Source organism: Burkholderia sp. BKH01, from assembly GCF_025685725.1.
GTDB classification, from domain to species: Bacteria; Pseudomonadota; Gammaproteobacteria; order Burkholderiales; family Burkholderiaceae; genus Burkholderia; species Burkholderia pyrrocinia_C.
Window position 1 is genome coordinate 173,368 of the sequence record NZ_JAOTQT010000003.1, and the last position, 25,865, is coordinate 199,232.

25 protein-coding genes and 2 pseudogenes are annotated in these 25,865 nt (G+C 67.5%); 12 read left to right on the plus strand and 15 right to left on the minus strand.

The window, feature by feature from the left end; all coding sequences use genetic code 11:
* Positions 1-16: 16 nt before the first annotated feature.
* The 4 genes from OEJ37_RS06400 to OEJ37_RS06415 all read right to left on the minus strand — a co-directional run bounded on the left by OEJ37_RS06400 (position 17) and on the right by OEJ37_RS06415 (position 5,361).
* Positions 17-1,234 carry a mandelate racemase/muconate lactonizing enzyme family protein gene (locus OEJ37_RS06400; protein ID WP_263343583.1) on the minus strand — a complete coding sequence of 406 codons (1,218 nt, stop codon included), beginning with the start codon at positions 1,232-1,234 and terminating at the stop codon, positions 17-19.
* Entirely contained in the window at positions 1,231-2,553 is a 1,323-nt protein-coding gene (locus OEJ37_RS06405; protein ID WP_263343584.1) for an MFS transporter, read from the minus strand. The genes OEJ37_RS06400 and OEJ37_RS06405 overlap by 4 nt, the downstream gene beginning before the upstream one ends.
* A 130-nt stretch (positions 2,554-2,683) precedes the next feature.
* Positions 2,684-4,108, minus strand: coding sequence for an aldehyde dehydrogenase (gene aldA / locus OEJ37_RS06410; RefSeq protein ID WP_263343586.1), 1,425 nt, complete (start codon positions 4,106-4,108; stop codon positions 2,684-2,686).
* A gap of 314 nt (positions 4,109-4,422) precedes the next feature.
* The gene (locus tag OEJ37_RS06415; protein ID WP_175016719.1) at positions 4,423-5,361 is read right to left on the minus strand and encodes a LysR substrate-binding domain-containing protein; all 939 of its coding nucleotides are present in this window, start codon (positions 5,359-5,361) and stop codon (positions 4,423-4,425) included.
* A gap of 228 nt (positions 5,362-5,589) precedes the next feature.
* Between OEJ37_RS06415 and OEJ37_RS06420 the strand changes: the two genes are divergently transcribed.
* Complete coding sequence (locus OEJ37_RS06420) at positions 5,590-6,465, plus strand: LysR substrate-binding domain-containing protein (protein WP_175917352.1); 876 nt, start codon at positions 5,590-5,592, stop codon at positions 6,463-6,465.
* 252 nt (positions 6,466-6,717) lie between these two features.
* Here the strand turns inward: OEJ37_RS06420 and OEJ37_RS06425 are convergent, their stop codons facing one another.
* The 4 genes from OEJ37_RS06425 to fae all read right to left on the minus strand — a co-directional run bounded on the left by OEJ37_RS06425 (position 6,718) and on the right by fae (position 11,282).
* On the minus strand, positions 6,718-8,052 hold the full coding sequence (locus OEJ37_RS06425) for an MFS transporter (protein WP_263343860.1): 1,335 nt from the start codon (positions 8,050-8,052) through the stop codon (positions 6,718-6,720).
* A gap of 160 nt (positions 8,053-8,212) precedes the next feature.
* Positions 8,213-9,664 (minus strand): NAD-dependent succinate-semialdehyde dehydrogenase, encoded by a 1,452-nt coding sequence (locus OEJ37_RS06430; RefSeq protein ID WP_263343587.1) that lies wholly within the window; start codon positions 9,662-9,664, stop codon positions 8,213-8,215.
* 30 nt (positions 9,665-9,694) lie between these two features.
* Entirely contained in the window at positions 9,695-10,717 is a 1,023-nt protein-coding gene (locus OEJ37_RS06435) for an aldo/keto reductase (RefSeq protein WP_263343588.1), read from the minus strand.
* 40 nt (positions 10,718-10,757) lie between these two features.
* On the minus strand, positions 10,758-11,282 hold the full coding sequence (gene fae / locus OEJ37_RS06440) for a formaldehyde-activating enzyme (protein WP_031397394.1): 525 nt from the start codon (positions 11,280-11,282) through the stop codon (positions 10,758-10,760).
* Positions 11,283-11,626: 344 nt separating this feature from the next.
* On the opposite strand from fae, the gene OEJ37_RS06445 reads away from it, so the two are divergent.
* The 3 genes from OEJ37_RS06445 (at position 11,627) to OEJ37_RS06455 (ending at position 13,694) form a co-directional block, all read left to right on the plus strand.
* Positions 11,627-12,544, plus strand: a complete 918-nt coding sequence (locus OEJ37_RS06445) for a LysR family transcriptional regulator (protein ID WP_174416715.1) — start codon at positions 11,627-11,629, stop codon at positions 12,542-12,544.
* 143 nt (positions 12,545-12,687) lie between these two features.
* The gene (locus tag OEJ37_RS06450) at positions 12,688-13,038 is read left to right on the plus strand and encodes a hypothetical protein (RefSeq protein ID WP_263343592.1); all 351 of its coding nucleotides are present in this window, start codon (positions 12,688-12,690) and stop codon (positions 13,036-13,038) included.
* 95 nt (positions 13,039-13,133) lie between these two features.
* Positions 13,134-13,694, plus strand: a complete 561-nt coding sequence (locus OEJ37_RS06455) for a hypothetical protein (protein ID WP_263343593.1) — start codon at positions 13,134-13,136, stop codon at positions 13,692-13,694.
* On the opposite strand, the gene OEJ37_RS06460 is transcribed toward OEJ37_RS06455, so the two are convergent.
* Positions 13,695-14,570 (minus strand): LysR family transcriptional regulator, encoded by an 876-nt coding sequence (locus OEJ37_RS06460; protein ID WP_027782171.1) that lies wholly within the window; start codon positions 14,568-14,570, stop codon positions 13,695-13,697.
* Positions 14,571-14,699: 129 nt separating this feature from the next.
* On the opposite strand from OEJ37_RS06460, the gene OEJ37_RS06465 reads away from it, so the two are divergent.
* Both OEJ37_RS06465 and OEJ37_RS06470 read left to right on the plus strand, forming a co-directional pair.
* Positions 14,700-16,019 carry a DUF3422 family protein gene (locus OEJ37_RS06465; RefSeq protein WP_263343599.1) on the plus strand — a complete coding sequence of 440 codons (1,320 nt, stop codon included), beginning with the start codon at positions 14,700-14,702 and terminating at the stop codon, positions 16,017-16,019.
* Between the two features lie 29 nt (positions 16,020-16,048).
* Positions 16,049-16,249, plus strand: a complete 201-nt coding sequence (locus OEJ37_RS06470) for a hypothetical protein (protein ID WP_263343601.1) — start codon at positions 16,049-16,051, stop codon at positions 16,247-16,249.
* A gap of 37 nt (positions 16,250-16,286) precedes the next feature.
* On the opposite strand, the gene cynR is transcribed toward OEJ37_RS06470, so the two are convergent.
* Positions 16,287-17,219, minus strand: a complete 933-nt coding sequence (gene cynR, locus OEJ37_RS06475) for a transcriptional regulator CynR (protein WP_263343602.1) — start codon at positions 17,217-17,219, stop codon at positions 16,287-16,289.
* 113 nt (positions 17,220-17,332) lie between these two features.
* On the opposite strand from cynR, the gene OEJ37_RS06480 reads away from it, so the two are divergent.
* The 4 genes from OEJ37_RS06480 (at position 17,333) to OEJ37_RS06495 (ending at position 19,855) form a co-directional block, all read left to right on the plus strand.
* Positions 17,333-17,992 carry a carbonic anhydrase gene (locus OEJ37_RS06480; RefSeq protein WP_263343603.1) on the plus strand — a complete coding sequence of 220 codons (660 nt, stop codon included), beginning with the start codon at positions 17,333-17,335 and terminating at the stop codon, positions 17,990-17,992.
* 30 nt (positions 17,993-18,022) lie between these two features.
* Positions 18,023-18,493 carry a cyanase gene (gene cynS / locus OEJ37_RS06485; protein WP_174416708.1) on the plus strand — a complete coding sequence of 157 codons (471 nt, stop codon included), beginning with the start codon at positions 18,023-18,025 and terminating at the stop codon, positions 18,491-18,493.
* Between the two features lie 113 nt (positions 18,494-18,606).
* Complete coding sequence (locus tag OEJ37_RS06490) at positions 18,607-18,894, plus strand: nucleoside deaminase (RefSeq protein ID WP_263343605.1); 288 nt, start codon at positions 18,607-18,609, stop codon at positions 18,892-18,894.
* A 526-nt stretch (positions 18,895-19,420) separates the two neighbouring features.
* Positions 19,421-19,855, plus strand: coding sequence for a GNAT family N-acetyltransferase (locus OEJ37_RS06495; RefSeq protein ID WP_175942531.1), 435 nt, complete (start codon positions 19,421-19,423; stop codon positions 19,853-19,855).
* Between the two features lie 14 nt (positions 19,856-19,869).
* Here OEJ37_RS06495 and OEJ37_RS06500 read toward each other — a convergent pair whose 3' ends face one another.
* Positions 19,870-20,841 (minus strand): LysR family transcriptional regulator, encoded by a 972-nt coding sequence (locus OEJ37_RS06500; protein ID WP_263343609.1) that lies wholly within the window; start codon positions 20,839-20,841, stop codon positions 19,870-19,872.
* A gap of 138 nt (positions 20,842-20,979) precedes the next feature.
* On the opposite strand from OEJ37_RS06500, the gene tam reads away from it, so the two are divergent.
* Positions 20,980-21,765 (plus strand): trans-aconitate 2-methyltransferase, encoded by a 786-nt coding sequence (gene tam, locus OEJ37_RS06505; RefSeq protein ID WP_174416704.1) that lies wholly within the window; start codon positions 20,980-20,982, stop codon positions 21,763-21,765.
* 30 nt (positions 21,766-21,795) lie between these two features.
* Here tam and OEJ37_RS06510 read toward each other — a convergent pair.
* Positions 21,796-22,164 (minus strand): annotated as a pseudogene (locus OEJ37_RS06510) (GNAT family N-acetyltransferase); the annotation flags it as partial.
* Here OEJ37_RS06510 and OEJ37_RS34895 point away from each other — a divergent pair.
* Positions 22,153-22,239: pseudogene (locus tag OEJ37_RS34895) on the plus strand ((Fe-S)-binding protein); the annotation flags it as partial. The pseudogenes OEJ37_RS06510 and OEJ37_RS34895 sit on opposite strands and share 12 nt — an antisense overlap.
* Before the next feature lie 75 nt (positions 22,240-22,314).
* On the opposite strand, the gene OEJ37_RS06515 reads toward OEJ37_RS34895, so the two are convergent.
* The 3 genes from OEJ37_RS06515 to OEJ37_RS06525 all read right to left on the minus strand — a co-directional run bounded on the left by OEJ37_RS06515 (position 22,315) and on the right by OEJ37_RS06525 (position 25,851).
* Positions 22,315-24,768, minus strand: coding sequence for a phosphocholine-specific phospholipase C (locus OEJ37_RS06515; RefSeq protein ID WP_263343611.1), 2,454 nt, complete (start codon positions 24,766-24,768; stop codon positions 22,315-22,317).
* 97 nt (positions 24,769-24,865) lie between these two features.
* Positions 24,866-25,003, minus strand: coding sequence for a hypothetical protein (locus tag OEJ37_RS06520; RefSeq protein WP_244130618.1), 138 nt, complete (start codon positions 25,001-25,003; stop codon positions 24,866-24,868).
* 167 nt (positions 25,004-25,170) lie between these two features.
* Complete coding sequence (locus OEJ37_RS06525; RefSeq protein WP_174416701.1) at positions 25,171-25,851, minus strand: HAD family hydrolase; 681 nt, start codon at positions 25,849-25,851, stop codon at positions 25,171-25,173.
* Positions 25,852-25,865 lie beyond the last annotated feature (14 nt).

Sequence of the window (25,865 nt, forward strand, 5' to 3'; positions counted from 1 at the left end):
GTCGCGTTTGTCCTGGTCAGCCTTTCGCGGGGGCGAGATCCTTCACGTCGACGGGCTTCTCGCCCATCTGCAGGTGCAGCCGTTCGCCGGTATAGGGCGTGTGACGCTTCACGACGTCCATGTCGAGCTCGATGCCGAGGCCCGGCTCGTTCGACGGGACGATGTAGCCGTCTTCCCAGCGGATCGGCGTCTTCACGACTTCGGCATGGAAACCGCCCCACGTCATGATGCTTTCCTGGATCAGGAAGTTCGGCGTGCAGGTCGCGAGCTGGATGCTCGCGGCCGCGCCGACCGGCCCGTTGTACAGGTGCGGCGCGATCTGCGCGTAGTGCACTTCGGCGAGCGTCGCGATCTTCTTCGCTTCGAGCAGGCCGCCCACGCGCGCGACGTTCAGTTGCAGGATCGACGCGCCGCCCGCCTGCAGCAGCTTGTGGAATTCGTACTTGGTCGTCAGGCGCTCGCCGGTCGCGATCGGAATCGACGTGTGCTTCGCGACTTCCGCGATCGCTTCTTCCTGGCCCGGCGGCACGGGCTCCTCGAACCACAGCGGATCGTATTTCTCGAGCCGCTTCGCGAGCCGGATCGCCGACGACGGCACCATCTGCCCGTGTGTGCCGAAGAGCAGGTCGGCCTTGCTGCCGACGGCCTCGCGCACGCGGCGGCAGAACAGCTCGCAACGGTCGAGCACCTCGAGCGACAACTGGTGGCCCGAATAGGCCGTGTACGGGCCGGCCGGGTCGAACTTGACGGCCGTGAAGCCGAGCTTCACGTTCTCGGCCGCGCATTCCGCGGCCAGGTCGGGATCGTCGTAGTCGTATTCGCCGTTCGCGTTCTTCGGATACAGGTACGTGTACGAGCGCAGCCGCTCGTGGATCTTTCCGCCGAGCAGTTCGTACACGGGCTTGCCGGCCGCCTTGCCCATGATGTCCCAGCACGCCATCTCGAGGCCGCTGACGACGCCCATCATCGTCAGGTCGGGCCGCTGCGTGAAGCCGCTCGAATACGCCTGGCGGAACAGCCGCTCGACGTGGTGCGGATCGTGGTTCAGCAGGTAGCGGTCGAACACGTCGTCGATGATCGGGCCCATCGCTTTCGGATGGAACGTCGCCGAATAGATCTCGCCGACGCCTTCGATTCCGTCGTCGGTCTTCAGCTTCACGAAGATCCAGTACATCCCGCCGACATGCGGCGGCGGCACGGCGACGATGTGGGTTTCGAGCGAAACGATCTTCATGCGGACTCCTTGAGGCGGTTGAGGCGGTATTTGAGGAACGCGGCGGCGCCCGCGCCGCAGAGCGCGATCGCCGCGATATAGCCGAAGTAAAGCTGGTAGCCGTGCGCGCCCGGCCAGGTCTGCGTCACGTAGCCGTTGATCAGCGGCACGAACACGTCGGGCGAATAGCCGAGCACCGAGATCAGGCCGATCGCGAGGCCCGCGCAATGCGTCGGCACCTTGCAGTCGTCGAGCAGCGACCAGTACAGGCCGCGAATCGCATAGGTGAGGATGCCGATAAACAGCACGAGCACGACGAGCATCGCCTGCGGGCTGTGCGGCGGCGCGGCGATCAGCCCGACGAGCGCGAGCGCCGCGAGCACGAGCGCCCAGAACAGCACCGACAGCTTCGATACGCGGTCGCCGAGGAAGCCGCCGCCGATGCCGCCGACGGGGCGCATCCACAGCTTGAGCGTCGTGATGAAGCCGGCCGCCGTCGCGCTCAGTCCGAAGTTGCCTTCGTGCAGGTACGCCGAGAAGCTGTAAGTCGCCCAGAACACCTGATAGCCGCAGAACACGATCGCCGCGACGAGCCACAGCTCGGGAATCGCCGCGAGCGTCTTCAGGTCGGTCAGCACGTTGCCCGTTCGGCGCTGCGTGGCCGCCGCGCGATCGCCCGCGCGCGCCGGATCCTTCACCAGCGCAAGCAGCACGCCGAGCGCGATGCAGAAGAACGCATACAGGTGCACGACGAGCTTGAAGCCGGCCGCATCGGTGCCGCCGCGCGCTTGCGTCACGTACGCGAACAGCGTGATCGCGATCGTCGCGAGCAGCGCCTCGACGAGCCCGCGGCCGCCGTCGAGCAGCCCGAAGAAGCGGCCCTGTTCGTCGGGGCCCGCGATCATGTTCACGCGCTTGATCACGGCCGCCCAGAACGTGAGGCCGGTGGTCAGCCCCCAGCCGCCGAAGATCAGCACGAGCGTGTCGAACGACGGCCCGGTCGCGTAGACGAGCCCGAGCGCGCCGGTCGCGAGCAGCGAGAAGCAGATCAGCCAGCGCGGCGACAGGCGGTCGGCGAGCCAGCCGCTCGGCAGGTAGCTGACGAGGAAAATCGTGCCGAGCGACGAATACAGGTAGCCGAGCTGCACGTCGTCGATGCGGAAGAACTGCAGCATCGTCGGCTGGTACACCTGTCGCAGATACAGCATCGGGTAGATCGCGCCCGCGGCGATCACGAGCAGCAGCAGTTGCAGGTAGCGTTGCGGGCGCGAGTTTGGCGACGCGTGTGCGTCGTCGTGCAACGCGAGCGACGCGGCGTGCGTCGACGGTTGGGTCGGCATGATGTCTTCCTCCATCAGACTTCCTTCAGGCGGAGGTCTGTAGATTTGTTTTGTGTTCGATCGGATCAGAGGCGGCGCGCGCGGCGTGGTGCCGGGATGCGCGCGCCGGAAACGGTGTGTCGGTGTTGCGTCAGTACTTCATGACGACGAGGCGCGTCTGCGTGAATTCGAGCATCCCGTGCTTGCCGTCGTCGCCGCCGAGGCCCGAGCGCTTCCAGCCCGCGTGGAAGCCCTGGTACGGATCGGCCGGCGTGCGGTTCACGTACAGCTCGCCTGCCTCGATCGCGTTCGCGACGGTCATCGCGGTGCGGTAGCGCTCGGTGTACAGCACCGACGACAGGCCGAACTGGTGGTCGTTCGCGAAGCCGATGGCCTCGTCGATCGTCGTGTAGCGCAGCACGGGCATGATCGGGCCGAAGGTTTCCTCCTGCACGATCTCCATGTCCTGCCGGCAGTTCGTCAGCAGCGTGGCCGGGTAGAAGAAGCCGGGGCCGTCGGGGATCACGCCGCCGGTTTCGAGCGTCGCGCCTGCCGCGATCGCGCGTTCGACCATCCCGTGGATGTGCGCACGCGCCGACGCGCTGACGAGCGGGCCCATGTTCGACGGATCGGCCGCGCGGCTGCCGCTGCGTACGGCGCCCATCTTTTCCTTCAGCAGCGCGACGAAGCGGTCGTGCACGCTTTCGTGGACGTACACGCGCTCGATGGCCGTGCACAGCTGGCCGCAATGGGTTGTCTTCGACGCGACGAGTGCGGCGGCCGCGCGTTCGAGGTCGGCGTCGGGCTCGATGATCGCGGGCGTCTTGCCGCCGAGTTCGAGCGACGGCTTCGCGATGTTCGCCTTGCAGTAGTCGAGTACCTTGCGGCCGGCGTTCACGCTGCCCGTCAGCGTGATCATCCCGACCGCCGGATGCGTGCACAGCGCCTCGGCCGTCGCGTGGTCCATCGTCAGGATGTTGACGACGCCCGGTGGGAAGCCTGCGTCGTCGGCGGCCTTCGCGATCTCGAACGCCGATACCGGCGTGTGGTTGCTCGGCCGCACGACCACGGTGTTGCCGGCGATCAACGCGGGCGCGACCTTGCGCAGCAGCGTGTAGACGGGATAGTTGAACGGGATCAGGCACGCGACGACGCCGATCGGTTCGCGCTGCAGAAACAGGTTCTCGTCGGGCGTGTCGCTCGGGATGATCTCGCCCTCGATCCGGCGCGCCCACTCGGCGTGGTAGCGCGTGATCTGGCCGGCGTAAACGGCTTCGTTCGACGCGTCCTCGACGCTCTTGCCGGATTCCTGCGCGAGCGCCGCGCCGATGTCCGGCGCGCGCGCGGTCAGCGCGTCGGCGAAGCGGTGCAGGTACGTGGCACGCTCGGCGCTCGGCAGCTTGCGCCACGCCTTCTGCGCCGCCGCGGCGGCGTCGACGGCGGCGAGCGCGTCGGCCGGTGTCGCGGCCGGCACGCGCGCGAACGGCGCTTCGGTGGCGGGATCGTGGACGACGATGAACGCGTCGCTTTCAGGGGCGACGAAATGGCCGTTCACGTAGTTGCGTTCGGTACGCATGAAGAGACTCCTCCGATGATTGCGGGCGGATCGCTTCGGGCGGCGATCTCGCGTCACGGGACAGAGGTCATTCTGTTCATGCGTTTAGCGCACGACAAACGACTTATTTTCTCGTCGAGCATGAAAAAAACGCACGTTACTCGGCGAAACGGCCGGAATCGCCCGTCCGGCAAGGCGGCTGCGGTCGTGGCGCGGCGCGGCGCGGGCGGCGGCCCGGCCGCGTTTCACGACGGGTCGGAAAGACGGCGGGCGCGGGCGCCGGCAAGGTGTCGCCCGAGGTCGCGGTTCGGGGCGGGTCGGGGCCGGATCGCGCGCTAGGCCAGCGGCACCTGTGGCAGCGGCGACGAAGGTTCGAGGTGGCGCTTCGCGAGCCACACTTCCTGCTGCAGCCAGTCGCGAAACTGCACGATGTGCGGCAGGTTCGTCTGCTCGGGCCGCGTGACGAACCAGTACGACTGGTGGCCGTCGACGTGGACGTTGAGCACCTGCATCAGTTGCCCGGTCGCGAGCTCGCGCGCGACCATGTGGCGGTCGGCGATCGTGATCCCGAGGCCGTCGATCGCCGCGCGGATCGCGTGGTCGAGCAGGTCGAATTCGTAGCCGCCGCGCGTGTCGACGTCGGCGATGCCGGCTGCCTTCAGCCAGTGTTGCCAGGTCAGGTAGCGCTGGTCGTCGGTCGCGAGAACGTGCAGCAGCGTGAAGCGGTTCAGGTCGATCGGCGTGCCGTCCTGCCGCAGCCGCGCATACAGCGCGGGCGCGCAGACGGCAATATGCTGTTCCTGCATCAGCAGCGCGTTGTCGAAGCCGTCCCATTCGCCGTCGCCGAACCGGATCGCGCAGTCGAGCACGCGCGATTCGCCGAGGCTGTCGTGAATGCGGGTCGTGAGGCTCAGTTCGAATTCGGGATGCGCATCGCGCAGCCGGCCGAGACGCGGCATCAGCCAGCGCGCGGCGAAGGTCGGCGGCACGTTCGCGCGCAGGCGGTTCAGGTGGGTTTTCTCCTGCAGGCTGCGCACGGTCAGCTCGATCTTGTCGAACGATTGCTGCAGCGCGCGCAGCAACACGCGACCGGCCGCCGTCAGTTCGAGCTGGTGATGGCGGCGCTCGAGCAGGGTTTCACCGAGCTGGCCTTCGAGCTGGCGGACCTGGCGGCTCACCGCGCTCTGCGTCACGTTGAGCAGTTCGGCCGCGCGGGTGAAGCTGCCGGTGCGGCCGGCCATCTCGAAGGCTTTCAGCGCATTCAGCGCTGGCATCTTGCGTCTCACGGGGCGGTGTCGTGTTTGGTGCGGGATGCTTATTGTAGGCGGGCGGCCGGAAGCGAGGGGGCCGTGATGGCGTCGGCGGCCGATGGCCGGAATCGCGCGCGCCGGACATCGGGGTTTTCACGGCCTGCCGCGCGGCGAGCTTTTCTGCCATAAAGCTGCCCGCAAGCTTGCCGGCGGGGGTGGCCGGCTGCAACACGAACGAGAGGAACACACATCATGCGACGCCTGCCATCGTTGATCGCGCTGCGATTTTTCGAGGAGACCGCGCGTCACCTGAGCTTCAATCGCGCGGCGGTCTCGCTGTGCGTGACGCAAGGCGCGGTGAGCCGGCAGATCCGGCTGCTCGAGGACGCGCTCGGTGCGCGGCTGTTCGAGCGCGATCACAAGGGCGTGCGCCTGACCGATGCCGGCCAGCGGTTGCTGCCGTTCGTCGCGCAGGCGTTCGACACGATCGAGCGCGGCGTCGGCGAAATCGCTGCCGCGCGGCCGGGCGCGAAGCGGCGCCTGACGGTGTCGCTGCCGCCGACGTTCGCGACGCAGTGGTTTTCGCCGCGACTCGGCACGCTCGCGGAAGCGTTGCCGGACGTCGAGCTGTCGATCCGCACGGAGCCGGCCGACGATGGCCATTGCCACATCCGTTTCGGGCGCGCGGCGCGTCCCGGGATGCAATCGGAGCTGCTGATGATGGAGCGGCATGCGCTCGTCGGCGCACCGCGCTATCGCGGCGACGCGCTCGATGCGTTGTTCGGCCGGCTGCCGTCGCTGCACGTGCTGCACGAAGGCCAGCGCCTGACGCTGTGGGCCGACTGGTGCGAGCAGGCGGGCGTCGACGTCGAGCGGATCGGCGACGGCATCGAATTCTCGACGCTCGAACAGGCGATCCGCGCGGCGCGCAAGGGGGCGGGGCTCGCGGTGGTCGACCTGAACATGATCGAGGAGGAGATCGGCGAGGGCAGTCTCGTGCGGCTGTCGCCGGTGCAGCCGATCGGGCCGTTCGGGTATTGGCTCGACGTCGAGCCGGAGAGCGTCGCGGTCGAGCAGGTGATCGCGTTTGCCGCGTGGTTGCGGGAGCAGGCGGCGAGGAGGGGGTAGGGGGGCAGGCGGGTGGCCCTTGGATCGTGATGCGGCGTCGATCACGACGACGATGTTCGTTGACCGCTCCTGAGCGATTTCGCGAATCCCGTCCCGCCGGGCATGCGAAGAACTTCCGGCCAACATGCAAGAACCCGGCCCCTGCCGGGTTCGTTCAAATCGAATTCCGCATCGCCGCGGCGCGCGCGCTGTGTGTCGATACGAAAGCCACGAGCGCGACGCCGCGGGCAAGCACGAAGCCTGCCTCCATCGTCAATGCCCCGACGCCTCCTCCAGCGTCAGATGCTTCGTCTCCGGCGCCCATGCAATCGACACGATCGTCCCCACCAGCAGCACGCCCGCCAGCGCGAACATCGTCGCGTGAAAGCCGAGCGTCGCGATGCCGACCGGCAGCAGGAACGTGCCGATCGCCGAACCGAGCCGGCTGCACGCGATCGCCAGCCCGACGCCGCACGCGCGTACTTCGGTCGGGAAGCACTCCGGCGGGAACACGCCGACGAGGTTGCTGAACGCCGACATCGTCAGCGTGAAGATCGCGAACGCGACGATCATCGCGAGCGCGGCCGACGACGGCAGCACGGCCAGCGCGACGAGCGACGCGCACGTCACCGCGAACGAGCCGATCAGGAAGCCGCGCCGCGACAGCCGGATCGTCAGCCAGATGCCGATCAGCGCGCCCAGCACGAGGAACGCGTTCAGCAGCAGGTCCGCGCCGAAGCCTTCGGCGAGACCGATCGTCTTCAGGATCGTCGGCAGGAACGTGTAGATCGCGAAATACGGAATCACGAGACATACGAAGAACGCGCAGTTGAAGACCGTCCGGCGGATCAGGTCGCGCCGGAACAGCCGGCCAAAGCCCGCGTTCGCAAACGGCTCGGTGGCGCCATCGAGCATCACGTGCGGCCCGAAATGCTTCGCGACGATCGCGCGCGCCTCCTGCACGCGCCCCTTGCCGAGCAGCCAGCGCGGCGATTCGGGCGTGCCGATCCGCAGCACCAGCACGATCAGCGCGGGCAATGCGGCCGACGCGAGCAGCCAGCGCCATGCGTCGGGCGCCGCGTCGCTGTACGCGAGGCCGAGCACGTTCGCGGCGACATAGCCGATCGTCCAGATCACGCTGAACGAACCAAGCAGCGCGCCGCGATGCTTGCGCGGCGAGAATTCGGCGAGGATCGCATGGCCGACCGTGAAGTCGCCGCCCATCCCGAAGCCGATCAGCACGCGCAGCACGCACAGTTCGAGCGGCGAGCTCACGAAGCACTGCGCGAACGCGGCCGCGGTGATGATCACGAAGCTCGTCAGGAAGATCTTCTGCCGGCCCATCCGGTCGGACAGCCAGCCGAACACGAGGCTGCCGAAGAAGATGCCGATCAGCGCCGAGCTGCCGATCATCCCCATCCAGAACGCATCGATCGGCATTTGCCTGCCGAGCGCGGCGAGCGCGTAGCCGATCGTGCCGAGCGTGTAGCCCTCGGTGAAATGCGCGCCGAACGTGAGGCCCGCGATCTTCACGTGGAAGCGGTTGAGCGGCACGTCGTCGAGCGCGACGGGGCGATGCGGCGCATCGGCGCCGCGCGGGAGCGGCAACGCGTGCGCGGTGCCGGATCGAACGTTGGCTTGAGTCAAGCTGGCTCCGGATTTGTCATGCATGGGGCGCGCACGCGTCGAACGACGTCGCGAGAGCCGTGCGAGGCGCCGCGCGGCCGGGGGCGCGCGGCGCGGATCGACCGCGCAGAGCGGTCAGCGGTCAGCGGCCGAGGCCGGCCATCAGCGTGTACTTGAGTTCCACGTATTCGTCGAGGCCGTACTTCGAGCCTTCGCGGCCGAGCCCCGATTGCTTGACGCCGCCGAACGGCGCGACTTCGGTCGAGATGATCCCGTCGTTGATGCCGACCATCCCGCTTTCCAGCGCACCCGATACGCGCCACGCGCGGCCGAGGTCGCGCGTGTAGAAGTACGCGGACAGCCCGAACGGCGTATCGTTGGCCGCGGCGACGGCTTCGTCCTCGGTCGCGAAGCGGAAGCAGCCCGCGACGGGGCCGAAGGTTTCCTCTTCGGCGACCAGCATGTCGGGCGTCATGCCGGTCAGCACGGTCGGCTCGTAGAACGTGCCGCCGAGCGCGTGGCGCTTGCCGCCGGTGAGCACGTTCGCACCCTTCGCGGCTGCATCGGCGACGTGCCGCTCGACCTTGCCGAGTGCCGCTTCGTTGATCAGCGGACCCTGGTCGACGTCGCCCGCGAGCGCATTGCCGACGCGCAGCTTGCGCACGGCGTCCGCGAGCTTGCGCGTGAACGCGTCGTACACGCCGTCCTGCACGAGGAAGCGGTTCACGCACACGCAGGTCTGGCCCGTGTTGCGGAACTTCGACGCGATCGCGCCTTCGACGGCCGCATCGAGATCGGCATCGTCGAACACGATGAACGGCGCGTTGCCGCCGAGCTCGAGCGACAGCTTCTTCAGCGTGTCTGCCGACTGCTTCGCGAGCAGCTTGCCGACCTGCGTCGAGCCCGTGAACGACAGCTTGCGCACGACGGGCGAGCTCGTCAGCGTCTCGCCGATCGCGACCGCGTCGCCCGACACGACGTTGAACACGCCGGCCGGCACGCCCGCACGTTCGGCGAGCACCGCGAGCGCGAACGCCGACAGCGGCGTTTCCTCGGACGGCTTCAGCACCATCGTGCAGCCGGCCGCGAGCGCGGGGCCGGCCTTGCGCGTGATCATCGCGAGCGGGAAATTCCACGGCGTGATCGCCGCGACGACGCCGACCGGCTCGCGCGTGACGACGATCTGCGCGTTCGGCTTCGGGCTCGGGATCACGTCGCCGTACATGCGCTTCGCTTCTTCCGCGAACCATTCGAGAAAGCTCGCCGCGTACGCGACTTCGCCGCGCGCTTCCGCGAGCGGCTTGCCCTGTTCGCGCGTCAGCAGCTCGGCGAGCGCGTCGCGGTGTTCGAGCATCAGCTCGCCCCAGCGCTTCACGCGGGCGCCGCGCTCTTTCGCGGTCAGCGCGCGCCACGCGGGGAACGCGTGCGCGGCCGCATCGATCGCGCGCTGCGTGTCGTCGGCGCCGCCTTTCGCGACCTTCGCGATCGTCTCGCCGGTCGCGGGATTCAGCACCGGGTAGGTCGCGTCGCTCGCGCCATGCGATTCGTGCCATTCGCCGCCGATGTAATGGCCGGTCCTCAGAAATTCGTTCATCGTGTGTCGTTCCTTCCGTGCTTCAATGCTTCATTCGGCCGCGAAACTGCCCTGCGCCGGACGCGACGCGCGCGCGATGCGCTTGCCGGCCGTGTAGTCGTTGATCAGGTCGCACGGCGTGTAGTTGCGTTCCAGTTCATGCAGTTCTTCGTCGGTCAGCCGCGTTTCGAGCGCGCCGAGTGCGCTGTCGAACTGCGCGACGGAATCCGCGCCGACCAGCATGCTCGCGATGCCGGGCCGGCTCAGCACCCACGCCTGCGCGATCAGCGCGGGTGGCACGCCGCGCCGCTTCGCGACCTTCGCGACCGATTCGGCGATCGCGAGCGACGACGCGTCGCCGTACATCTGCGCGGTGAAGAAGTCGGTCTGGTTGCGCGTCGATTGCGGCTCGCAGGTCAGCAGGCCGCGCGCGAGCGGGCTGAACACCGACACACCGACGCCCTGGTCGATGCAGTACGGCACCATCTCGCGCTCTTCCTCGCGATAGGCCAGGTTGAGTTGCAGCTGCATGTTGATCGGCTTGTCCCAGCCGTTGCGCTCGCACGCCTGCATGATCTTCGCGAACTGCCACGTGTACATCGTCGACACGCCGATGTAGCGCGCCTTGCCCGCGCGCACGATGTCGTGCAGCGCGCTCATCGTTTCCTCGACGGGCGTGTTCACATCGAAGAAGTGCAGCATGAAGATGTCGACGTAATCCATCCCGAGGCGCTTCAGCGACCCGTCGATGCCGTCGAGCACGTGCTTGCGCGAATGGCCGCCCGCGTTCGGGTAGTTGCCCATGTCGTAGCCGACCTTGGTCGTCACGACGAGCTCCTCGCGGCGCGCGTTGCGCTTCAGGATGCGGCCGACCACTTCCTCGCCGACGCCCGTCGAATAGAAATCCGCGAGATCGATGAAGTTGACGCCGGCGTCGAGCGCGCGGCGCACGATCGGCTCGCTCTGCGCTTCGTCGAAGATCCACGGCTTCCATTCGGGGGTGCCCATGTTCATCGTGCCGAGACACAGGCGGGACACCTTCAGGCCGGACTGGCCGAGGCGGACGTATTCCATGCTTCCTCCTGGTGCGGCCTGACCGGCCGCGCGTTGTCCGTCAGTTCTTTTTCGGCGTGTAGAACGGGTTCGACACGTCGCGCGCGGCGGCGAACACGGCGTCGCGATGCGGCAGCCCTTCCATCGCGGCGACGATCGCGTTTCGGCACGCGCGGTAGTTGTTCTCGAACACGGCGTCGAGGTCGTCGGTCTGCGGGTTCACCCAGTTCGCCGACACGACGACCCAGTCGTTCTCCGCTTCGGGCGGCAGCGTGCCGTTCTCGAGCGCTTCGGCCACGGCCTTCGCGATGCCGGCCTGCGACGCGCCCCACGTGGCGTTGCCGTGGAAGTCGCCGGCGATCTGCGCCTTGTTCACGTACAGCGTGAGCGGCTTGGTCGGCACGCCCGGCTGCGCGATCACGACGAACGGCGCGTGGCCGGCCGACGGCGTCGCGAGCGCGGTCGCGAACGCCTGCCCGGCCGGGCCGTTGCGCGGGCCGACCAGCACGTTGATGTGCGCGAGGTTGACGCCGGGGCCTTCGAAGCCTTCGCCGATGTAGAGCTGCCTGGGTTGGGATGCGGTCATTGCGGTGTCTCGTCGATGAGGTTGGGTGTGAGGCGATTGTGGTGGGCCGCGGCGCGGCCGGTGAATCGATGTTTTCTGATCGAGGTATGCGTTTTCGTCGTCTCCGGGAAAGCCCTGGGCCCGGCGCGCGAACGCCCGCCGGGCGGGCCGCGGCCGTCGCCGTGACGGCATGCGGGGCGGGATCGGCGGGTGGGCGTTCGCGTACCGGCTCCGGGTTTGTCATACCCGGGCAGGGGTTGGAGGGCCGAGCGCATCTGGACAACAATCGGCGTACTCCGAGCGCTATCCGTACTCCGAGCTCTATCTTTCGTCTTCCCTTTTCTTTTCGAAAGCGAGTAATTCCGATGGCTGCCATTCAGAAGCCCGATTGGTCGAAGCTGAGTTCGCTCGATCCGGAGCTGATCCGGGCATTCGTCGCCGTCGTCGAAAGCGGAGGCTTCACCGCGGCGGCCCGGCAACTGCATCGCACGCAGTCGACGATCAGCCTGCGCATCCGCACGCTCGAGGAGCGGCTCGATACGCACCTGTTCATGCGCAACAGCCGGCGGCTCGAACTGTCGCGCGACGGCGAGAATTTCCTGATCCACGCGCGGCGGATCATCCAGGTGCAGAACGACGCGATCATCGCGTTGAAGCAGACGAGCAGCGACCGCGGCGTCGTGCGCTTCGGGCTGCCCGAGGACTACGCGGAGCTGTGGCTGCCCGACCTGCTGAAGTCGTTCTATGCGATGCGGCCGGGCGCGCGCCTGCACGTGCAATGCCGGACGTCGCTCGAACTGCTCGAACGGCTGCAGGCCGGCGAGCTCGACGTCGCGCTCGTCGTGCGGCACGGGCCGAACGCGGGCGGGCGGCTGCTCGGCCGTCACGACGTCGTGTGGGCCGCGCATCGGGACTTCGCGCTCGGCCCACATGCGTCGGTGCCGCTCGCGCTGTTTCCCGAGACCTGCTGCTACCGGCAGCGCGGGCTGCAGGCGCTCGCGGCGGCCGAGCGGCCGTATCACGTCGTCTATACGAGCCAGAGCCCGACCGGCATCAAGATCGCGGTGAACCACGGCGCGGCCGTGACGATGATCGATCGCTGTACGCTGCCCGAGAACTGGCGCGTGCTCGACGCAACGGACGGGTTGCCGCCGCTGCCCGCGGCCGATCTCGAACTGCATCGCTCGCCCGGCATCTGCGATCCGCTGACCGACGATCTGGTGTCGCTGATCGAATCGATGGTCGACGAGCGGCGGCGCGCATCGCTCGAGGCGTTCGCGTAGCGGGGCGAGCATGAAGCGGGTGGCGCGCGCCGCGCCCCGCATGCCGTTTTTTGCACCGACGTACCGTTTTTTTGCACGACGTTTATGCGGTCTCTTCTAAGCTGGGGACGTGTCGAACAGCCGAGACGGCTTCCGTCCGCTCCATGACCTTCATCCATCCCGCTCCCGCCTTCGATGTCGCCGGCCGCCAGTTGCGCGCCGGCGCACGCAACAACGTCATTCCGTTCCCGCCGCCGCGCCCGCGCCTGCAGTTGGCCGTCACGCTGACGGCCGACTCCGGCGAACGCGCGCGCGCACGCCTCGCGGCGCTGCTGCATTCGCCGCTCGGCGTGTATGTCGTCAGCGCGCGCACCGTGCGCGACGTGATCCATGTTCACTTCGAGATCGCGCCGGAGGATCTGGATTTCACGCTGCACATGCTGATCGCGCAGCAGGCCGATGCAGTGATCGGGCCCGTCGCGCGCCGGTTGCGCGTCGGGCCGCGGGCCCGGTGAGCCGGGGAACGGTTATTGCGCGTTCGTTGCTTGTTGCTCGTTTGATTCGCCGCCGGATCGCCGGTCGCGGTGCCGATCCTGAATACGGAGTATCCATGTACCTCACGGAAGAAGTGCATAGCGCGCGGCCGGCAAGCCGCCGCGCGCGGACGGCGTCGCTGCCGTCGGGCCGGCAGCTCGCGCGGCAGCTCGTGACGACGGTGCGCGTGGCCGAAATGTTGCTGCATCAGGCGATCGTCGTGCCCGACGGGCATCAGTGGTCGGTCGACACCGAGCGCGTCGATGCGGCCGGCGGGCCGCTCGCGGCGTGGGAAACCTGCGTGACGTTGCGGATCGGCAAGGTGTTCGCGCCGGCGGTCAACCCGGCCGCGCGGGTCAACGATCCCGATCAGGTCGCGGTCGAGATCCATCTCTGCCTGCCCGAGCAGGCGTATCTGGACGCGCGGCGCGTGAGCATCTTCGGCCGCCGTCACGGCAACCGGTTCGGCGCGACGCTGTCGGTCGCGTCGGGCGCGCAGTGGGGCTGGCGACGTGCGGAGCATGTCGCGCCGGAACACGCGCACTTGCGCGGCGATACGCTCGAGGCGCTCGTCGATGCGGTCGCGGCGAACGTCAACGCGGCGCTGGCCGCGGCGGGGTTCGGCGCGACGCGCTGATCACGCGTCGCCGGTTTGCCCGGTCTGCCGCTGCAGATCCTCCATCAACTGTTCCGCGAGAAAGTCGCACGGCGGCCGCTTCGATTTCGTGCTGCGCGCGAGAATCAGTTCGAGCGGCGGCAGGTCGGGCAGCCCGTGCGAGCGGCCAAGCATCGACAGTTGCGCGGGAATCGCGCAGCGCGCGAGCGGCGCGACCGCGAGGCCGGCCTCGACCATGCTGAGCAGCCCGAGCAGGCTCGGGCTTTCATACGAGGTGCGGTACGGCACCTTCGCGCGTTCGAGGCTGCGGATCGCGTTCTCGCGCGCGACGCTGCCCGGCATGAACACCGCGATCGGCAGCGGCCGCTCCTCCCACACGCGCGGCCCGTTCGTCATCGCGGCCCACGCCATCGGCTCGTGGCGGATGAAGTCGCCGGTCAGCCCCTTGATGCGCGTGCCGCACACGAGATCGACGGTGCCTTCCTTGATCAGCGGCGCGAGCGCGCTGCTCGGCAGCCCCATCACCTGGATCTCGACCTTCGGGTAGGTCGCCGAGAATTTCTTCAGGACCGACGGCAGCAGCGACGACGCATAGTCGTCCGGCACGCCGATCACCACTTTACCGGTCACTTCAGGCCGCACTACGGCCGCCCACGCCTCGTCGCGCAGCGCCAGCATTCGTCTGGCGAATCCCAGCAGCACCTCGCCCTCGCGCGTCAGCACGATGCTGCGCGGCTTGCGCACGAACAGCGGCCGCCCGATCGCGTCTTCCAGGCTCTTGATCTGCATGCTCACGGCCGACTGCGAGCGGTTCACGGCTTCGGCGGCGCGGGTCATGTTGCCGGTTTCCGCGACGGCGACGACGGTGGCCAGCACGTCGTGATCGAGCATCTTCATGGGTATCAGGAAAACTGAACGTAACGATCAGCATTATGCGTTTTTATTGTTGCTGTGTGTCTGCCATAGTGCAATTACGCTGGCGTTTTGCCCGGCACGCAGGCTTGAACAGGGAAAAGTGGTGTATCGATGATGGACCATCCGTTGCGCGCCGCATTGGCCGCGGAATTGCATGCGCGGCCGTTCCTGCGGCTTGCCGAAGCCGTGTCGCTCACGCATTACGCGATCTACGCGGACGGCCAGCCCGACATCCACGAAACGCTGCTGCACGCGCTGTGCCGCGATACCGGCATTGCCTCGCCGCACGAAGGCGCGACGCACTACGCGGTGCAGTCGCCGTGCGGCTGGCACCTGAAGTGGGAACGCCACACCGAATTCTCGACCTTTACGTTCGTCGCGCCGCGTCGCGACACCGGCTATTTCGACGATCTCGCGATCGAAGGCATTCCGGCCGCATGGTTCGCGCGGCTGGCCGGCATCCGTTTCGTCGCGGTGCGGATGGAACTGCTGTCGGGCGACGCCGCGCGGCTCGTCTGCGGCGACCTGCGCCGCTGGATCGACGGGCCCGCGCTCGTCGGCAGCAACGTGCTCGGCGGCGGCAAGGTGTTCTGCGACTGGCATGTGCGTGACGACGGCTTCATGCGCTTTCTCGTCGTCGACGAGGATTTCCGCGAGGAGCAGGGCGGCCGCCTGTTGCAGCGTCTGTACGAAATCGAAACGTACCGGATGATGGCGCTGCTCGCGCTGCCCGTCGCGCGCCGGATGAGCCGCGAACTCGACGAGATCCACGCGGCACTGCATGCGCTGATGCAGCGGATGGACGCGAGCGGCGCCGACGGCGACGACGCGGCGCTGCTCGTCAAGCTCACGCATCTCGCGGTGCGGGTCGAATCGCTGTCGGGTTCGGGTGCGCGTTTCAGTGCATCGCGTGCATACGAAAAGCTCGTGCTGGCGCGCATCCACGAATTGCGCGAGGAGCGTATCGAAGGAATGCCGACGATCGCCGAATTCATGGAGCGGCGTTTTGCGCCGGCGATGGAGACGTGCCGCAGCGTGTGGGCGCGCCACGAGCAGATCGCCGCGCGGATCGCGCGTGCGGTCGACCTGTTGCGCACGCGCGTGAACCTCGCGCAGGAAAAGGACGTGACGCGCCTGCTGGCCGGAATGGAGCGCACCGCGCGCAATCAGCTTCATCTGCAGCACGCGGTCGAAGGGCTGTCGGTGGCGGCCATTTCGTACTACGTGCTGTCGCTCGCGACGGCGGCGTTCAAGGCGCTGCACGTGATGAACCTGCCGGTCGATCCGGAGCTGGCGGAAGGCCTGCTGATCGCGCCGGTGGTATTCGCGGTGATTCACATCACGCGGCGCACGCGCGCGCAGCTTGCGCGATCGGAGGCCGTGCATGACGGCACGCATGTGCATGAGGCGGCGTTGAAGCAGGTCAGTTAGAACATCAACGACATATCAAAGGAGTGGAGATGACTTTTTCGCAGAAGCAGTCGGGGTTCTTCAGCGGTTTCGACGCATTCGACGAACCGGAACCGGAAGACGCGGGCGTCCCGGAAGAGGCGCGCGTGACGTCGTATCAGGCCGTGCTGCAGGAGCCGATGACGTCGCTCGTCGGGAATACGCACGATCGGCCGGACGTCGCGGCGGTGGCGATTCTTGGCTACAACTGACGCGTTTCTTCGCGTCGATTCGATGTAATTCAGGCGTTCATTTGCCGGCCGCCCTTTGGCGCGCCGGGTGTGAATCGCCTTCCCGCTTTCCCTTTCCCGCCCCTAGCGCGAGCGCCAGCTCGACGAACGCGCGCGCGGCCGCGCTCCGGTATGCGCCCTTGCGCTGCAGCAGCACCGCCGTGCGTCGCAGCACGGCCGGGTCGAGCGCGACGGCGACGAGATCGTCGTGCCCGGCCGCGATCGTCGCGGGCAGCAGCGTCGCGAGATCCGTGCGACGCACGATCTCGATCACCGCACCAAGCGAATTCGCCTCCATCAGCACACGCGGCCGCACGTCGTGCTCGCGGAAATAACGGTCGATCTGCACGCGCGTCGCGAACTCGGCCGTGAGCAGCACGAGCGGCGCGCCGTGCAGCGCGCGCAGGCCGGCCTTGCGTTTCCCGGCGAGCGCGTGCCGGCGGTTTACGACGAGCGCGAGCGTCTCGACCAGCAGCGTCTCCACTTCGATATCCGCCGTTTGCACCTCGTCGAACGCGATGCCGACATCGAGCTCGTCGTCGACGAGCAGCGCCTCGATGCGTTCCTGCGACATCTCGCGCACCGACAGCGACACTTCCGGATAGCGGCCGTGAAACGCCTCGACGAGCGGCCCGACGAGATAGCTCGTGAAGGTCGGCGTGACCGCGATCCGCAGCGAGCCGCGGCTGAGATCCTGCACGTCGTGAATGGCGCGCCGTCCTTCCGCGAGATCGTGCAGCGCCTGGCGCGCATAGCGGAAATACACGTCGCCGGCGTCGGTCAAGCGCGTGACACGCCCGGTGCGGTCGAACAGCTGTGCGCCGAGCGTCTCCTCGAGCTGGCGGATCTGCTGCGACAGCGCGGGCTGCGACACGTGCAGCGCGGCGGCCGCGCGCGTGAAGCTGCGGTGTTCGGCGACGGCCAGGAAGTAGTTGATATGGCGCAGCAGCATCGCGTTTCCTATAAATTTTGCTTATCCACTGGATCATAAATCAGTCTTTTACGTTATTGGAAGTCCGGCGTAACCTGCCCTTCATCGATTTCACCCACACCGGAGGACACGCGATGAAGGACATCATCGAAGGCTTTCTGAAGTTCCAGCGCGACGCCTACCCGGAGCGCGCCGCGCTGTTCCGCGATCTCGCGCGCAGCCAGAACCCGCGTGCGTTGTTCATCTCGTGCTCGGACAGCCGGCTCGTGCCCGAACTCGTCACGCAGCGCGAACCGGGCGATCTGTTCGTGATCCGAAACGCCGGAAACATCGTGCCGTCATACGGCCCCGAGCCGGGCGGCGTGTCGGCCTCGGTCGAATACGCGGTGGCCGCGCTGCGCGTGACCGACGTCGTGATCTGCGGGCATTCCGATTGCGGCGCGATGACCGCGATCGCGACCTGCCAGTGCATGGACCACATGCCGGCCGTCGGCCACTGGCTGCGCTACGCCGATTCGGCGCGCGTCGTGAACGAGGCGCGCACGCATTGCAGCGAACGCGAGCGGATCGATTCGATGGTGCGCGAGAACGTCGTCGCGCAACTCGCGAACCTGAAGACGCACCCTGCCGTGCGGCTCGCGCTCGAAGAAGGGCGTCTCGCGCTGCACGGCTGGGTCTACGACATCGAATCCGGCTGCATCGACGCCCATGACGGCGCGACCGGCCGGTTCGTCTCCCTGGCGGAACATCCCGACGTCCGCGCCACGCCCGCGACGCTTCCCGTCGCGGCCTGAATTGCTCCCACCCAACCACGAGGTATTGCCATGATCCAGTCCCAGCTCAGTCAGACCGCCCGCCACGCGCTTGCGGAGACCGTCGTCCTCGCGAAGGCGCGCAAGAACCTGTCGTTCGCGCAGCTCACCGAAGGCACGGGCCTGAGCGAAGCATTCGTCACGGCCGCGCTGCTCGGCCAGCACGCGCTGCCGGCCGGCGCCGCGCGCGTCGTCGCCGACAAGCTCGGCCTCGACGACGACGCGGTGCTGCTGCTGCAGACAATCCCGCTGCGCGGCAGCATCGACGACCGCGTGCCGACCGACCCGACCATTTACCGCTTCTACGAAATGCTGCAGGTGTACGGCACGACGCTGAAGGCGCTGGTTCACGAGAAGTTCGGCGACGGCATCATCAGCGCGATCAATTTCCGGCTCGACGTGAAGAAGGTCGACGATCCCGAAGGCGGTTCGCGCGCGGTGATCACGCTCGACGGCAAGTATCTGCCGACCAAGCCGTTCTGACTGTTCCGACGCCGGCGCGGTGCCGCAATGGCGCCGCCCCGCTGGTTCGCCCGACGTGCGTCGGCCGCCGGCCCGTGCACGTCGGGCCATTCCGTTTCTACGAGGACACAGCCATGGATTTTGTGAAACGCACGATCGATCTCGCGATGAAGAACGTGGAAGAGGGCGGCCGCCCGTTCGCGACGGTGATCGTCCGCGACGGCGAGATCGTCGCGCAGAGCCCGAACCTCGTCGCGCAGACCAGCGACCCGACCGCGCATGCGGAGATCCTCGCGGTGCGCGACGCGTGCCGCAAGCTCGGCACCGAGCACCTGACGGACTGCGAGATCTACATCCTCGCGAGCCCGTGCCCGATGTGCCTCGGATCGCTGTACTACTGCAGCCCGAAGCGCGTGATCTAAATCACGACGCGGGAGGATTACGCGCCGTTCTACCGCGACGACCGCAAGTACTTCGAACTCGACACGTTTTATGCCGAGTATGCGAAGCCGATCGGGGAACGCCGGCTGCCGATGGTGCAGCAGAAGCACGGCGACGCGATCGGCGTCTACCGGCGCTGGAAGGAACTGAACGCGAAGTGACGTGATCCGCGCGACACACAGGTCGCACGGCGCAGCCGCCTCGGCTGCTCGTTTCTCCATCCTTCGGTCCACCCGGCGGCTTTCGTGCCGCCGGGTAGATCGTGCGCGAGCGGCGCAGCGTGACCGACATGAAGGCGGCGTTCGCGATGGCGTGCGCCGACGCAACGCGACAACGTGCAACGAAGCGGCGGCCGCGCGATGCGCTCGCCGTTCGTGCTGTTGCAGCGGCAGCGCCGGTCGCACTCGATCCGAGCGCATGCCGGCGCGCGGGCGACGCGCTATAGTCGTGCGACGCCCGCAGCGGGTGCTGCACGCCCGGCGGCCTTTTCACGCACGCGTTCGCCCGATGACAACCCATCCCGACGTTACCCTTCGACTGACCGACACCGAGCAGCCGGCCGCACGAGACTTCATCAGCCGCAAGCTCGGCGAATTCAACCACGCGATGACGGGGCGCGCCGACGCGGCCGCGCTCGACGTCTACGTGACCGATCCCGCGACCGGCGAGGTATTGGGCGGCCTCACCGGCCGGACTTCGCTCGGCCTGTTCTTCATCGATCTGTTCTACCTGCCCGAATCGCTGCGCGGCGGCGGATTCGGCAGCCGGTTGCTGCGCGAGGCCGAAGCCGAAGCAAAACGGCGCGGGTGCGCACGCGCGGTGTTGTACACGATCTCGTTCCAGGCGCCTGACTTCTACCGGAAGCAGGGTTACGAGACCTTCGGCGAAGTGCCGTGCGAGCCGGAAGGGACCGCGCGCGTGTTCATGGTCAAGACGCTTTGAGCGCGTTGTCGCGGTTACCGGCCCGTTCCTGACATCCGCTGACATCGTGAGCGGGTGGCGGCAAGCGCAATGCCCATCCCGCTCGCGAATCGCCGCCCAGGCGTCGCGCGTTCGACGATCATGTCGTAGAGCGCCCGCGCCGCGGGCGACAGTTGCGCACTCTTGCGCGTGACAAGCACGAGCGTGCGCGATACCGACGGCTCGACGAGCTCGATCGTGCGGATCATCGGATATGCGTTCTTCTGGATCGCGAGCTTCGGCACCACGGCCGCACCGAGTCCTTCGGCGACGAGCCCGAGCGCCGTCGAGCTGCGCTGCACTTCGTAGAACGAATGCAGCGACACGCCGCTGGTTTTCAGCGCGCCTTCGAGCAGCCCGCGGTTGCCGCTCACTTCGCCGGCGAAGATCAGCGGATGCGGTTGCAGTGCCGCCCAGCGGATGCGCCGCCGCTTCGCGAGCGGATGATCGTCGCGGCAGACAAGCACATACGGGTCGTTCGTGAGCGGCACGCTGACGAGTTCGGGGTGCTGGTCGCCGGCTATGCTGATGCCGAATTCGGCTTCGCGCCGCAGCACGGCCTGCAGCACCGACGCCGATGCGTGATCGAGGATCTTCACGCGATCGTGCGGCCGGTGCCCGGAGAACGCGCGCAGAATGCGCGGCAGGTATTGCACGCCGACCGTCGGCACGCACGCGATCGTGACGTCGCCGCGCTGGCTCAGGCCCGTCTCGCGGATTTCGGTCAGCGCATCGGAAAGTTCGTTCAGCAGCCGCCGCGCCTGCGGCAGGAAACGCCGGCCGATTTCGGTCAGCGTGGTGCGGCGCGTCGTGCGTTCGACCAGCGCAACGCCGAGATACGACTCGAGCTTGCGCAGCCGTTGCGTGATCGCCGTCTGCGTCACGTGCAGCGCGTCGGCCGCCTGCCGGAAGCTGCCGCCGTCGGCGATCGCGACAAAAGCCTGGACACCGAGCGTATCGATTTTCATCAGAAATTTGAATCAATAACGATATTAAATTCATTTTACTGAAGTGCCGTGTCAGTCGCAGAATGCGCTGCATCGGCGGCCGCATGCGTCCCGCGCCCGGATGCGGCGGCGCCGCCCATGCCGACAAGGAGAACCATCGTGACGACCCCACTCGATCAATACGCGAGCCAGTACGTGCAATTCGAGGACGAGCGCACGCGGCCGGTGCGCGACCTGCTGGCCGCCGTGCCGCGCACGCCGATCCGCACCGCGATCGACATCGGCTGCGGGCCCGGCAATTCGACGGAAGCGCTGATCGCACGCGCGCCCGACGCGACGATCCACGGAATCGACGCGTCGGCGGACATGATCGCGGCCGCGCGCAAGCGCCTGCCGGCACTGCGTTTCGATATCGCCGATGTGGCCGCGTGGGACGATCCGGGCGGCTATGACCTGATCCTGTCGAACGCGGTGCTGCAATGGGTGCCCGCGCACGACACGCTGTTTCCGAAGCTCGTCGGCCGGCTTGCGCCGGGCGGCCATCTCGCGGTACAGATGCCCGACAATCTCGACGAACCCGCGCACCGGCTGATGCGCGAAGTCGCGGCGGCCGGGCCGTGGGCGGACAAGCTGAAAGGCGCGGCGCGCACCGAACGGTTCGACGCGCGTTATTACTACGCGCTGCTGTCGCCGCTGTGTTCGCGCGTGGACGTGTGGCGCACGACCTACTACCACCCGCTGCGCGGAGGCGCGGACGCGGTCGTCGAATGGTTCAAGGGCAGTGCGTTGCGGCCGTTCCTCGCGGCGCTCGACGACGGCGAACAGCGTGCGTTCCTCGCGCGTTATCGCGAGGCGCTCGCCGGTCCGAACGGTTATCCGGCACTCGGCGACGGCACCGTGCTGCTGCCGTTCCCGCGCCTGTTCGTCGTGGCAACGCGGAAGTGACGAGGCAACGACGCGATGGGCGGCGCCGCGTCAGCGCACCGGCCGCACCGATTCCGGGTCGACCGTGCGGCTCCGGGCGGTCTGCCCGTCGCGCAGGTCCTTGTACCCGAACAGCGCGACTTCGCCGTCGTTGTCGCCATCCGCGTACAGGAAGCGGTCGTGGCCGCCGAGCACGAAGCCTGAGCGTGCATACGTGCTGCAGGCCGCGACATTGTTCGCCTGCGTTTCCAGCCGCATGAAGCCGAACCCCTGGTTTCGTGCCCATGCCTCGGCAGCCGCCAGCAGGAACTGCCCGATCCCCTGGCGCCGGCAACGACGGTCGACGGCCAGCTCCGCAACTTCGGCCATGCCGTTCCAGCTTTGCGCGATCGCCACGAACCCGGCGAGCCGCCCGCCGGCCTGTGGATCCTCGAGATCCAGATCGCGCATCCGACGCGGCCGTTCGGCGCGTTCCACGAAGACCTGCTCGTGTAAGCGAGGTGCCCGGCGACGCGCAACATGCGTGCGCGCCGGCCGGGGCCCTTGGGCAACGGCGGGACCGCCGCGATCTCAGATGCTGATTGCGATCGGGCCCGCGAGCGGCGTATAGCCGTCGTCGAACAGATACCACGCGTCGTACTGGCCCGACGCGAGTGTGCTGTTCGCGGTCGACGAGAACAGCAGCGAGCCGGTGCTCTTGGGCAGGTATGCCCACGACTTGTAGCCGCCCTTGGTCGGCTGCGCGCCGCGCGCATAGATGCCCACCCAGTTCTTCGGGCTGTGGCGCCACGGCGGCACGACGTAGTCGAACCGCAGCGTGCCGTACGACGACCCCTGCGACGCCAGCGCCGCGACGAATTTTCCGTTCGTATTGCCGATCGCCGAATCCGTCAGCAACGTGCCGGATTGCGCCTGTACGCAGCCGGCGATACGGCGCAGGAAATTCGAATCGCTCGCGTCGCGGATGCTCGCGTCGTACCAGCCGGCGTCGCCGTACCACGTGACGGCCTGCGTCGCGCCCGCGGGCACGCTGACCGACTGCGCCGCGTTCATCCCGTACGCGTTGTCGACGAGCTGGAACGTGGTCGCGCTCGACCCGGCGGAGTTGTCGAGCGTGATCTGCACGTTGCCGTTCTGCACGTCGTAGCAGAGGCTGACTTCGGCCGCCGATCCCGTGTTCCCCGACGCGCCGATGTTGCCGCGGAACGTCTGCAGGAATCCGTTCGGGCCGTAGATCGAGTAGTCGTAGCCGCCGCCCGAATTCAGCGCGAGCGAATCCGACAGGTTCGTGCACGCGCTCGTGCCGGCGCCGATCGTGTATTGGCGCGGGATCGTGCTCGTGCCGTCGACCCACGCCTGCAGATGCACGCCGGCCGCGCCGGTGTTGGTCATCGTCAGCGCTAGCGTCTTGCCGGACCGGTTGACCTTGCCCTGGACGAAGAACTCGTACGGCAGCCGGCACGCGGTGTTGCGGCCGGCCGTTTGCGCCGGGACCGCGGTGGTGGTCGGGGCGGGGATCAGTACCGTCCAGCCGTTCGGGTCCATGTTGCTGGCCGCACCGGGGATCGCCGGAATCGTCTGGTCGGGATTCGTGAAGTCGAACGCCGACGTGAGATCGCCGCATACCGTGCGGCGCCACGGCGTGATGTTGGTTTCCTGAAGCCCGAAGCGCGCTTCCAGAAAGCGGTTCACCGACGTGTGATCGAAGACCTGCGAGTTGACCTTGCCGCCCTTCGACCACGGCGAGATCACGAACATCGGCACGCGCGGGCCGAGCCCGATCGGCACGTCGCCGCTGGCCGAGCCGTCCGATGCGCCGCCGCCGCTGGCGACGAATTCCGCCGCGGTCGACACCGTCGACTGGCCGGTGCCCGCGTAGGCGCCAGACGGGACGGCCGGCGGCACGTGATCGAACAGGCCGTCGTTCTCGTCATACATCACCAGCAGCACCGTGCTGGCCCACACCTTCGGATTCGACGTCAACGCATTGAGGACGTTGCTTACATACCATTCGCCACCGCTCGCGGCCCACGACGGATGCTCGCAATACGCATACGGCGCGGCGATCCACGACACCTGCGGCAGCGTGTCGTTCGCGACGTCGGTCTGCAACTGGCTGAAGAGGTTCGTATCGTATTCCTTGCCGCCGCCGGTGGGATCGATCTGCGTGCCGTTGAGCGCCGGCGCGAGCGGATCGCCGGCGCCGAGGTTCTGGTACTGCCTGAAGTTCAGGATGACGTTGTCGCCGTAGTTGCCGTTCCACCAGAGATCCTTGCTGGAACCGTTGTATTCGCCGTAGCCGTGGCTGGAATCCAGCCCGTTACCCTTGTCCTGGTAGAACTTCCACGTGACGCCTGCCGCGTTCAGTCGCTCCGGCATCGTGGTCCAGCCGGTGCCGGTCATCGTGTTCGTCGTGTACGGCGAATAGCCGGGGACATTGCCGCAGCAACCGGTCCACAGATACAGGCGGTTCGGGTCCGTCGGGCCGAGCATCGAGCAGTGGTAGCTGTCGCACACGGTGAATGCGCTCGCCAGCGCGTAATAGAAAGGAATGTCGTTCTGCGTGAAGTAGTACATCGTGCCGCTGGTCTTCGCCGCGACCCAGTTGTCGTAGCGGCCGTTGTTCCACGCGCTGTGCGTACCGCTCCAGCTGTGATCGAGATCGTTGTAATAGGTGTCGCCGTTCGCGACGCCGGAGACGGGCGGCGACGGGTTGAACGGAAACACGTACGACAGCAGCGAAGGCTGGCGCCATACCGGATAGCCGCTGGAAATCACGACCGGCCGCGGATCGCCGAAGCCGCGCGCGCCGCGCAGCGTGCCGAGGTAATGGTCGAAAGACCGGTTTTCCTGCATCAGGATCACGACGTGCTTGACGTCCTGAAGGGTGCCGGTGACGGTCGCCGCCGGAATCGACTGCGCGCGCAGGATGCTCTCGGGCAGCATGCCGGTGACCGCGGTGGCGCCGGCGAGCTTCAGCGCATCGGCGAGGAACTGACGTCGTGTCTTGGGTTGGTTTTGCATGATCGCTCTCTGTCTTGGATTGCCGGTCGGACTTGCCGGACGCTGCGGTTCGCCGCGCATCGCGCGGGCAGTCGGCCGGCCGAGGGGCCTGCGTCGGTCAGTGGCACGCGCTCGCGCAGTGCAGGACCGGCGTGGAGGCCGAATCCGGTGCCGACGCGCGGGCGGCGGCGACATTGCCCGCCGCACCCGAGCCGCCGTCGCCGCAAGCGGCCAGCGTGCAAAGAAACGCGATCATGAAAACGCCGCGCCAGTGCGGAAAGCGGCTTTCCGACCGTGGCGGCGGTACGACATCCTTTCGATCCGATTCGAATCGGATTCCTGATTGATCAGGATCGTTGCTGTTTACTCCGGATTTCATTTCCCCTCCGAACATGAAATGGACAGCAGAGCATATCGCCCGAATCAGAACAACTTCATGACAGGCCACCCGCGCGTACCTGCCACCTGCGAAAGCCGAGCGTCGGGATTGGTCGCGACCGGATGCGTGACGTAGTCGAGCAGCGGCACGTCGTTGATCGAATCGCTGTAGAAGTAGGTCCGCTCGAAATCCGCCGGCGCGTAGCCGAGCGAATCCAGCCACGCCGCCGTGCGCACGATCTTCCCTTCGCGGAAACTCGGCACGCCGGTGCTGCGCCCGGTGAATTTCCCGCCGGGCGTGCCGTCGTCGGTATCGAGCTCGATACCGAGCAAGTGCTCTATCCCGAACTCGGCCGCGATCGGCCGCGTGACGAACACGTTTGTGGCCGTGACGATGCAGCACAGATCGCCGTTCTCGCGATGCTGGTCGACCAGCGCACGCGCCTGCGGCGTGATCGCCGGCCGGATCACCTCGTTCATGAACTGCGCATGCCAGCGTTCGAGCTGCTCCCGCGAGTAGCGGGTGAGCGGCGCGAGCGTCACGGCGAGATACGCGTCCATGTCGAGCGTGCCGGCCGCGTAGTGGCCGTAGTGCTCGTCGATCAGCGCCGTGTGCGCGTCGTCCTCCTGCCAGCCCACCCGCGTGATGAAGCGGCTCCAGGCCTGGTCGCTGTCGAGCGGCAGCAGCGTGTGGTCGAGGTCGAACAGCGCGAGATTCTTGTGCATGGGTGGTTCCTTGT

Bases quoted from the DNA above. Each gene is read 5' to 3' on its own strand.
- OEJ37_RS06400 (WP_263343583.1), bottom strand. From the start codon at position 1,234: ATGAAGATCGTTTCGCTCGAAACCCACATCGTCGCCGTGCCGCCGCCG.
- OEJ37_RS06405 (WP_263343584.1), bottom strand. From the start codon at position 2,553: ATGCCGACCCAACCGTCGACGCACGCCGCGTCGCTCGCGTTGCACGAC.
- aldA (WP_263343586.1), bottom strand. From the start codon at position 4,108: ATGCGTACCGAACGCAACTACGTGAACGGCCATTTCGTCGCCCCTGAA.
- OEJ37_RS06415 (WP_175016719.1), bottom strand. From the start codon at position 5,361: ATGCCAGCGCTGAATGCGCTGAAAGCCTTCGAGATGGCCGGCCGCACC.
- OEJ37_RS06420 (WP_175917352.1), top strand. From the start codon at position 5,590: ATGCGACGCCTGCCATCGTTGATCGCGCTGCGATTTTTCGAGGAGACC.
- OEJ37_RS06430 (WP_263343587.1), bottom strand. From the start codon at position 9,664: ATGAACGAATTTCTGAGGACCGGCCATTACATCGGCGGCGAATGGCAC.
- OEJ37_RS06435 (WP_263343588.1), bottom strand. From the start codon at position 10,717: ATGGAATACGTCCGCCTCGGCCAGTCCGGCCTGAAGGTGTCCCGCCTG.
- fae (WP_031397394.1), bottom strand. From the start codon at position 11,282: ATGACCGCATCCCAACCCAGGCAGCTCTACATCGGCGAAGGCTTCGAA.
- OEJ37_RS06445 (WP_174416715.1), top strand. From the start codon at position 11,627: ATGGCTGCCATTCAGAAGCCCGATTGGTCGAAGCTGAGTTCGCTCGAT.
- OEJ37_RS06450 (WP_263343592.1), top strand. From the start codon at position 12,688: ATGACCTTCATCCATCCCGCTCCCGCCTTCGATGTCGCCGGCCGCCAG.
- OEJ37_RS06455 (WP_263343593.1), top strand. From the start codon at position 13,134: ATGTACCTCACGGAAGAAGTGCATAGCGCGCGGCCGGCAAGCCGCCGC.
- OEJ37_RS06460 (WP_027782171.1), bottom strand. From the start codon at position 14,570: ATGAAGATGCTCGATCACGACGTGCTGGCCACCGTCGTCGCCGTCGCG.
- OEJ37_RS06465 (WP_263343599.1), top strand. From the start codon at position 14,700: ATGATGGACCATCCGTTGCGCGCCGCATTGGCCGCGGAATTGCATGCG.
- OEJ37_RS06470 (WP_263343601.1), top strand. From the start codon at position 16,049: ATGACTTTTTCGCAGAAGCAGTCGGGGTTCTTCAGCGGTTTCGACGCA.
- cynR (WP_263343602.1), bottom strand. From the start codon at position 17,219: ATGCTGCTGCGCCATATCAACTACTTCCTGGCCGTCGCCGAACACCGC.
- OEJ37_RS06480 (WP_263343603.1), top strand. From the start codon at position 17,333: ATGAAGGACATCATCGAAGGCTTTCTGAAGTTCCAGCGCGACGCCTAC.
- cynS (WP_174416708.1), top strand. From the start codon at position 18,023: ATGATCCAGTCCCAGCTCAGTCAGACCGCCCGCCACGCGCTTGCGGAG.
- OEJ37_RS06490 (WP_263343605.1), top strand. From the start codon at position 18,607: ATGGATTTTGTGAAACGCACGATCGATCTCGCGATGAAGAACGTGGAA.
- OEJ37_RS06495 (WP_175942531.1), top strand. From the start codon at position 19,421: ATGACAACCCATCCCGACGTTACCCTTCGACTGACCGACACCGAGCAG.
- OEJ37_RS06500 (WP_263343609.1), bottom strand. From the start codon at position 20,841: ATGAAAATCGATACGCTCGGTGTCCAGGCTTTTGTCGCGATCGCCGAC.
- OEJ37_RS06515 (WP_263343611.1), bottom strand. From the start codon at position 24,768: ATGCAAAACCAACCCAAGACACGACGTCAGTTCCTCGCCGATGCGCTG.
- OEJ37_RS06520 (WP_244130618.1), bottom strand. From the start codon at position 25,003: ATGATCGCGTTTCTTTGCACGCTGGCCGCTTGCGGCGACGGCGGCTCG.
- OEJ37_RS06525 (WP_174416701.1), bottom strand. From the start codon at position 25,851: ATGCACAAGAATCTCGCGCTGTTCGACCTCGACCACACGCTGCTGCCG.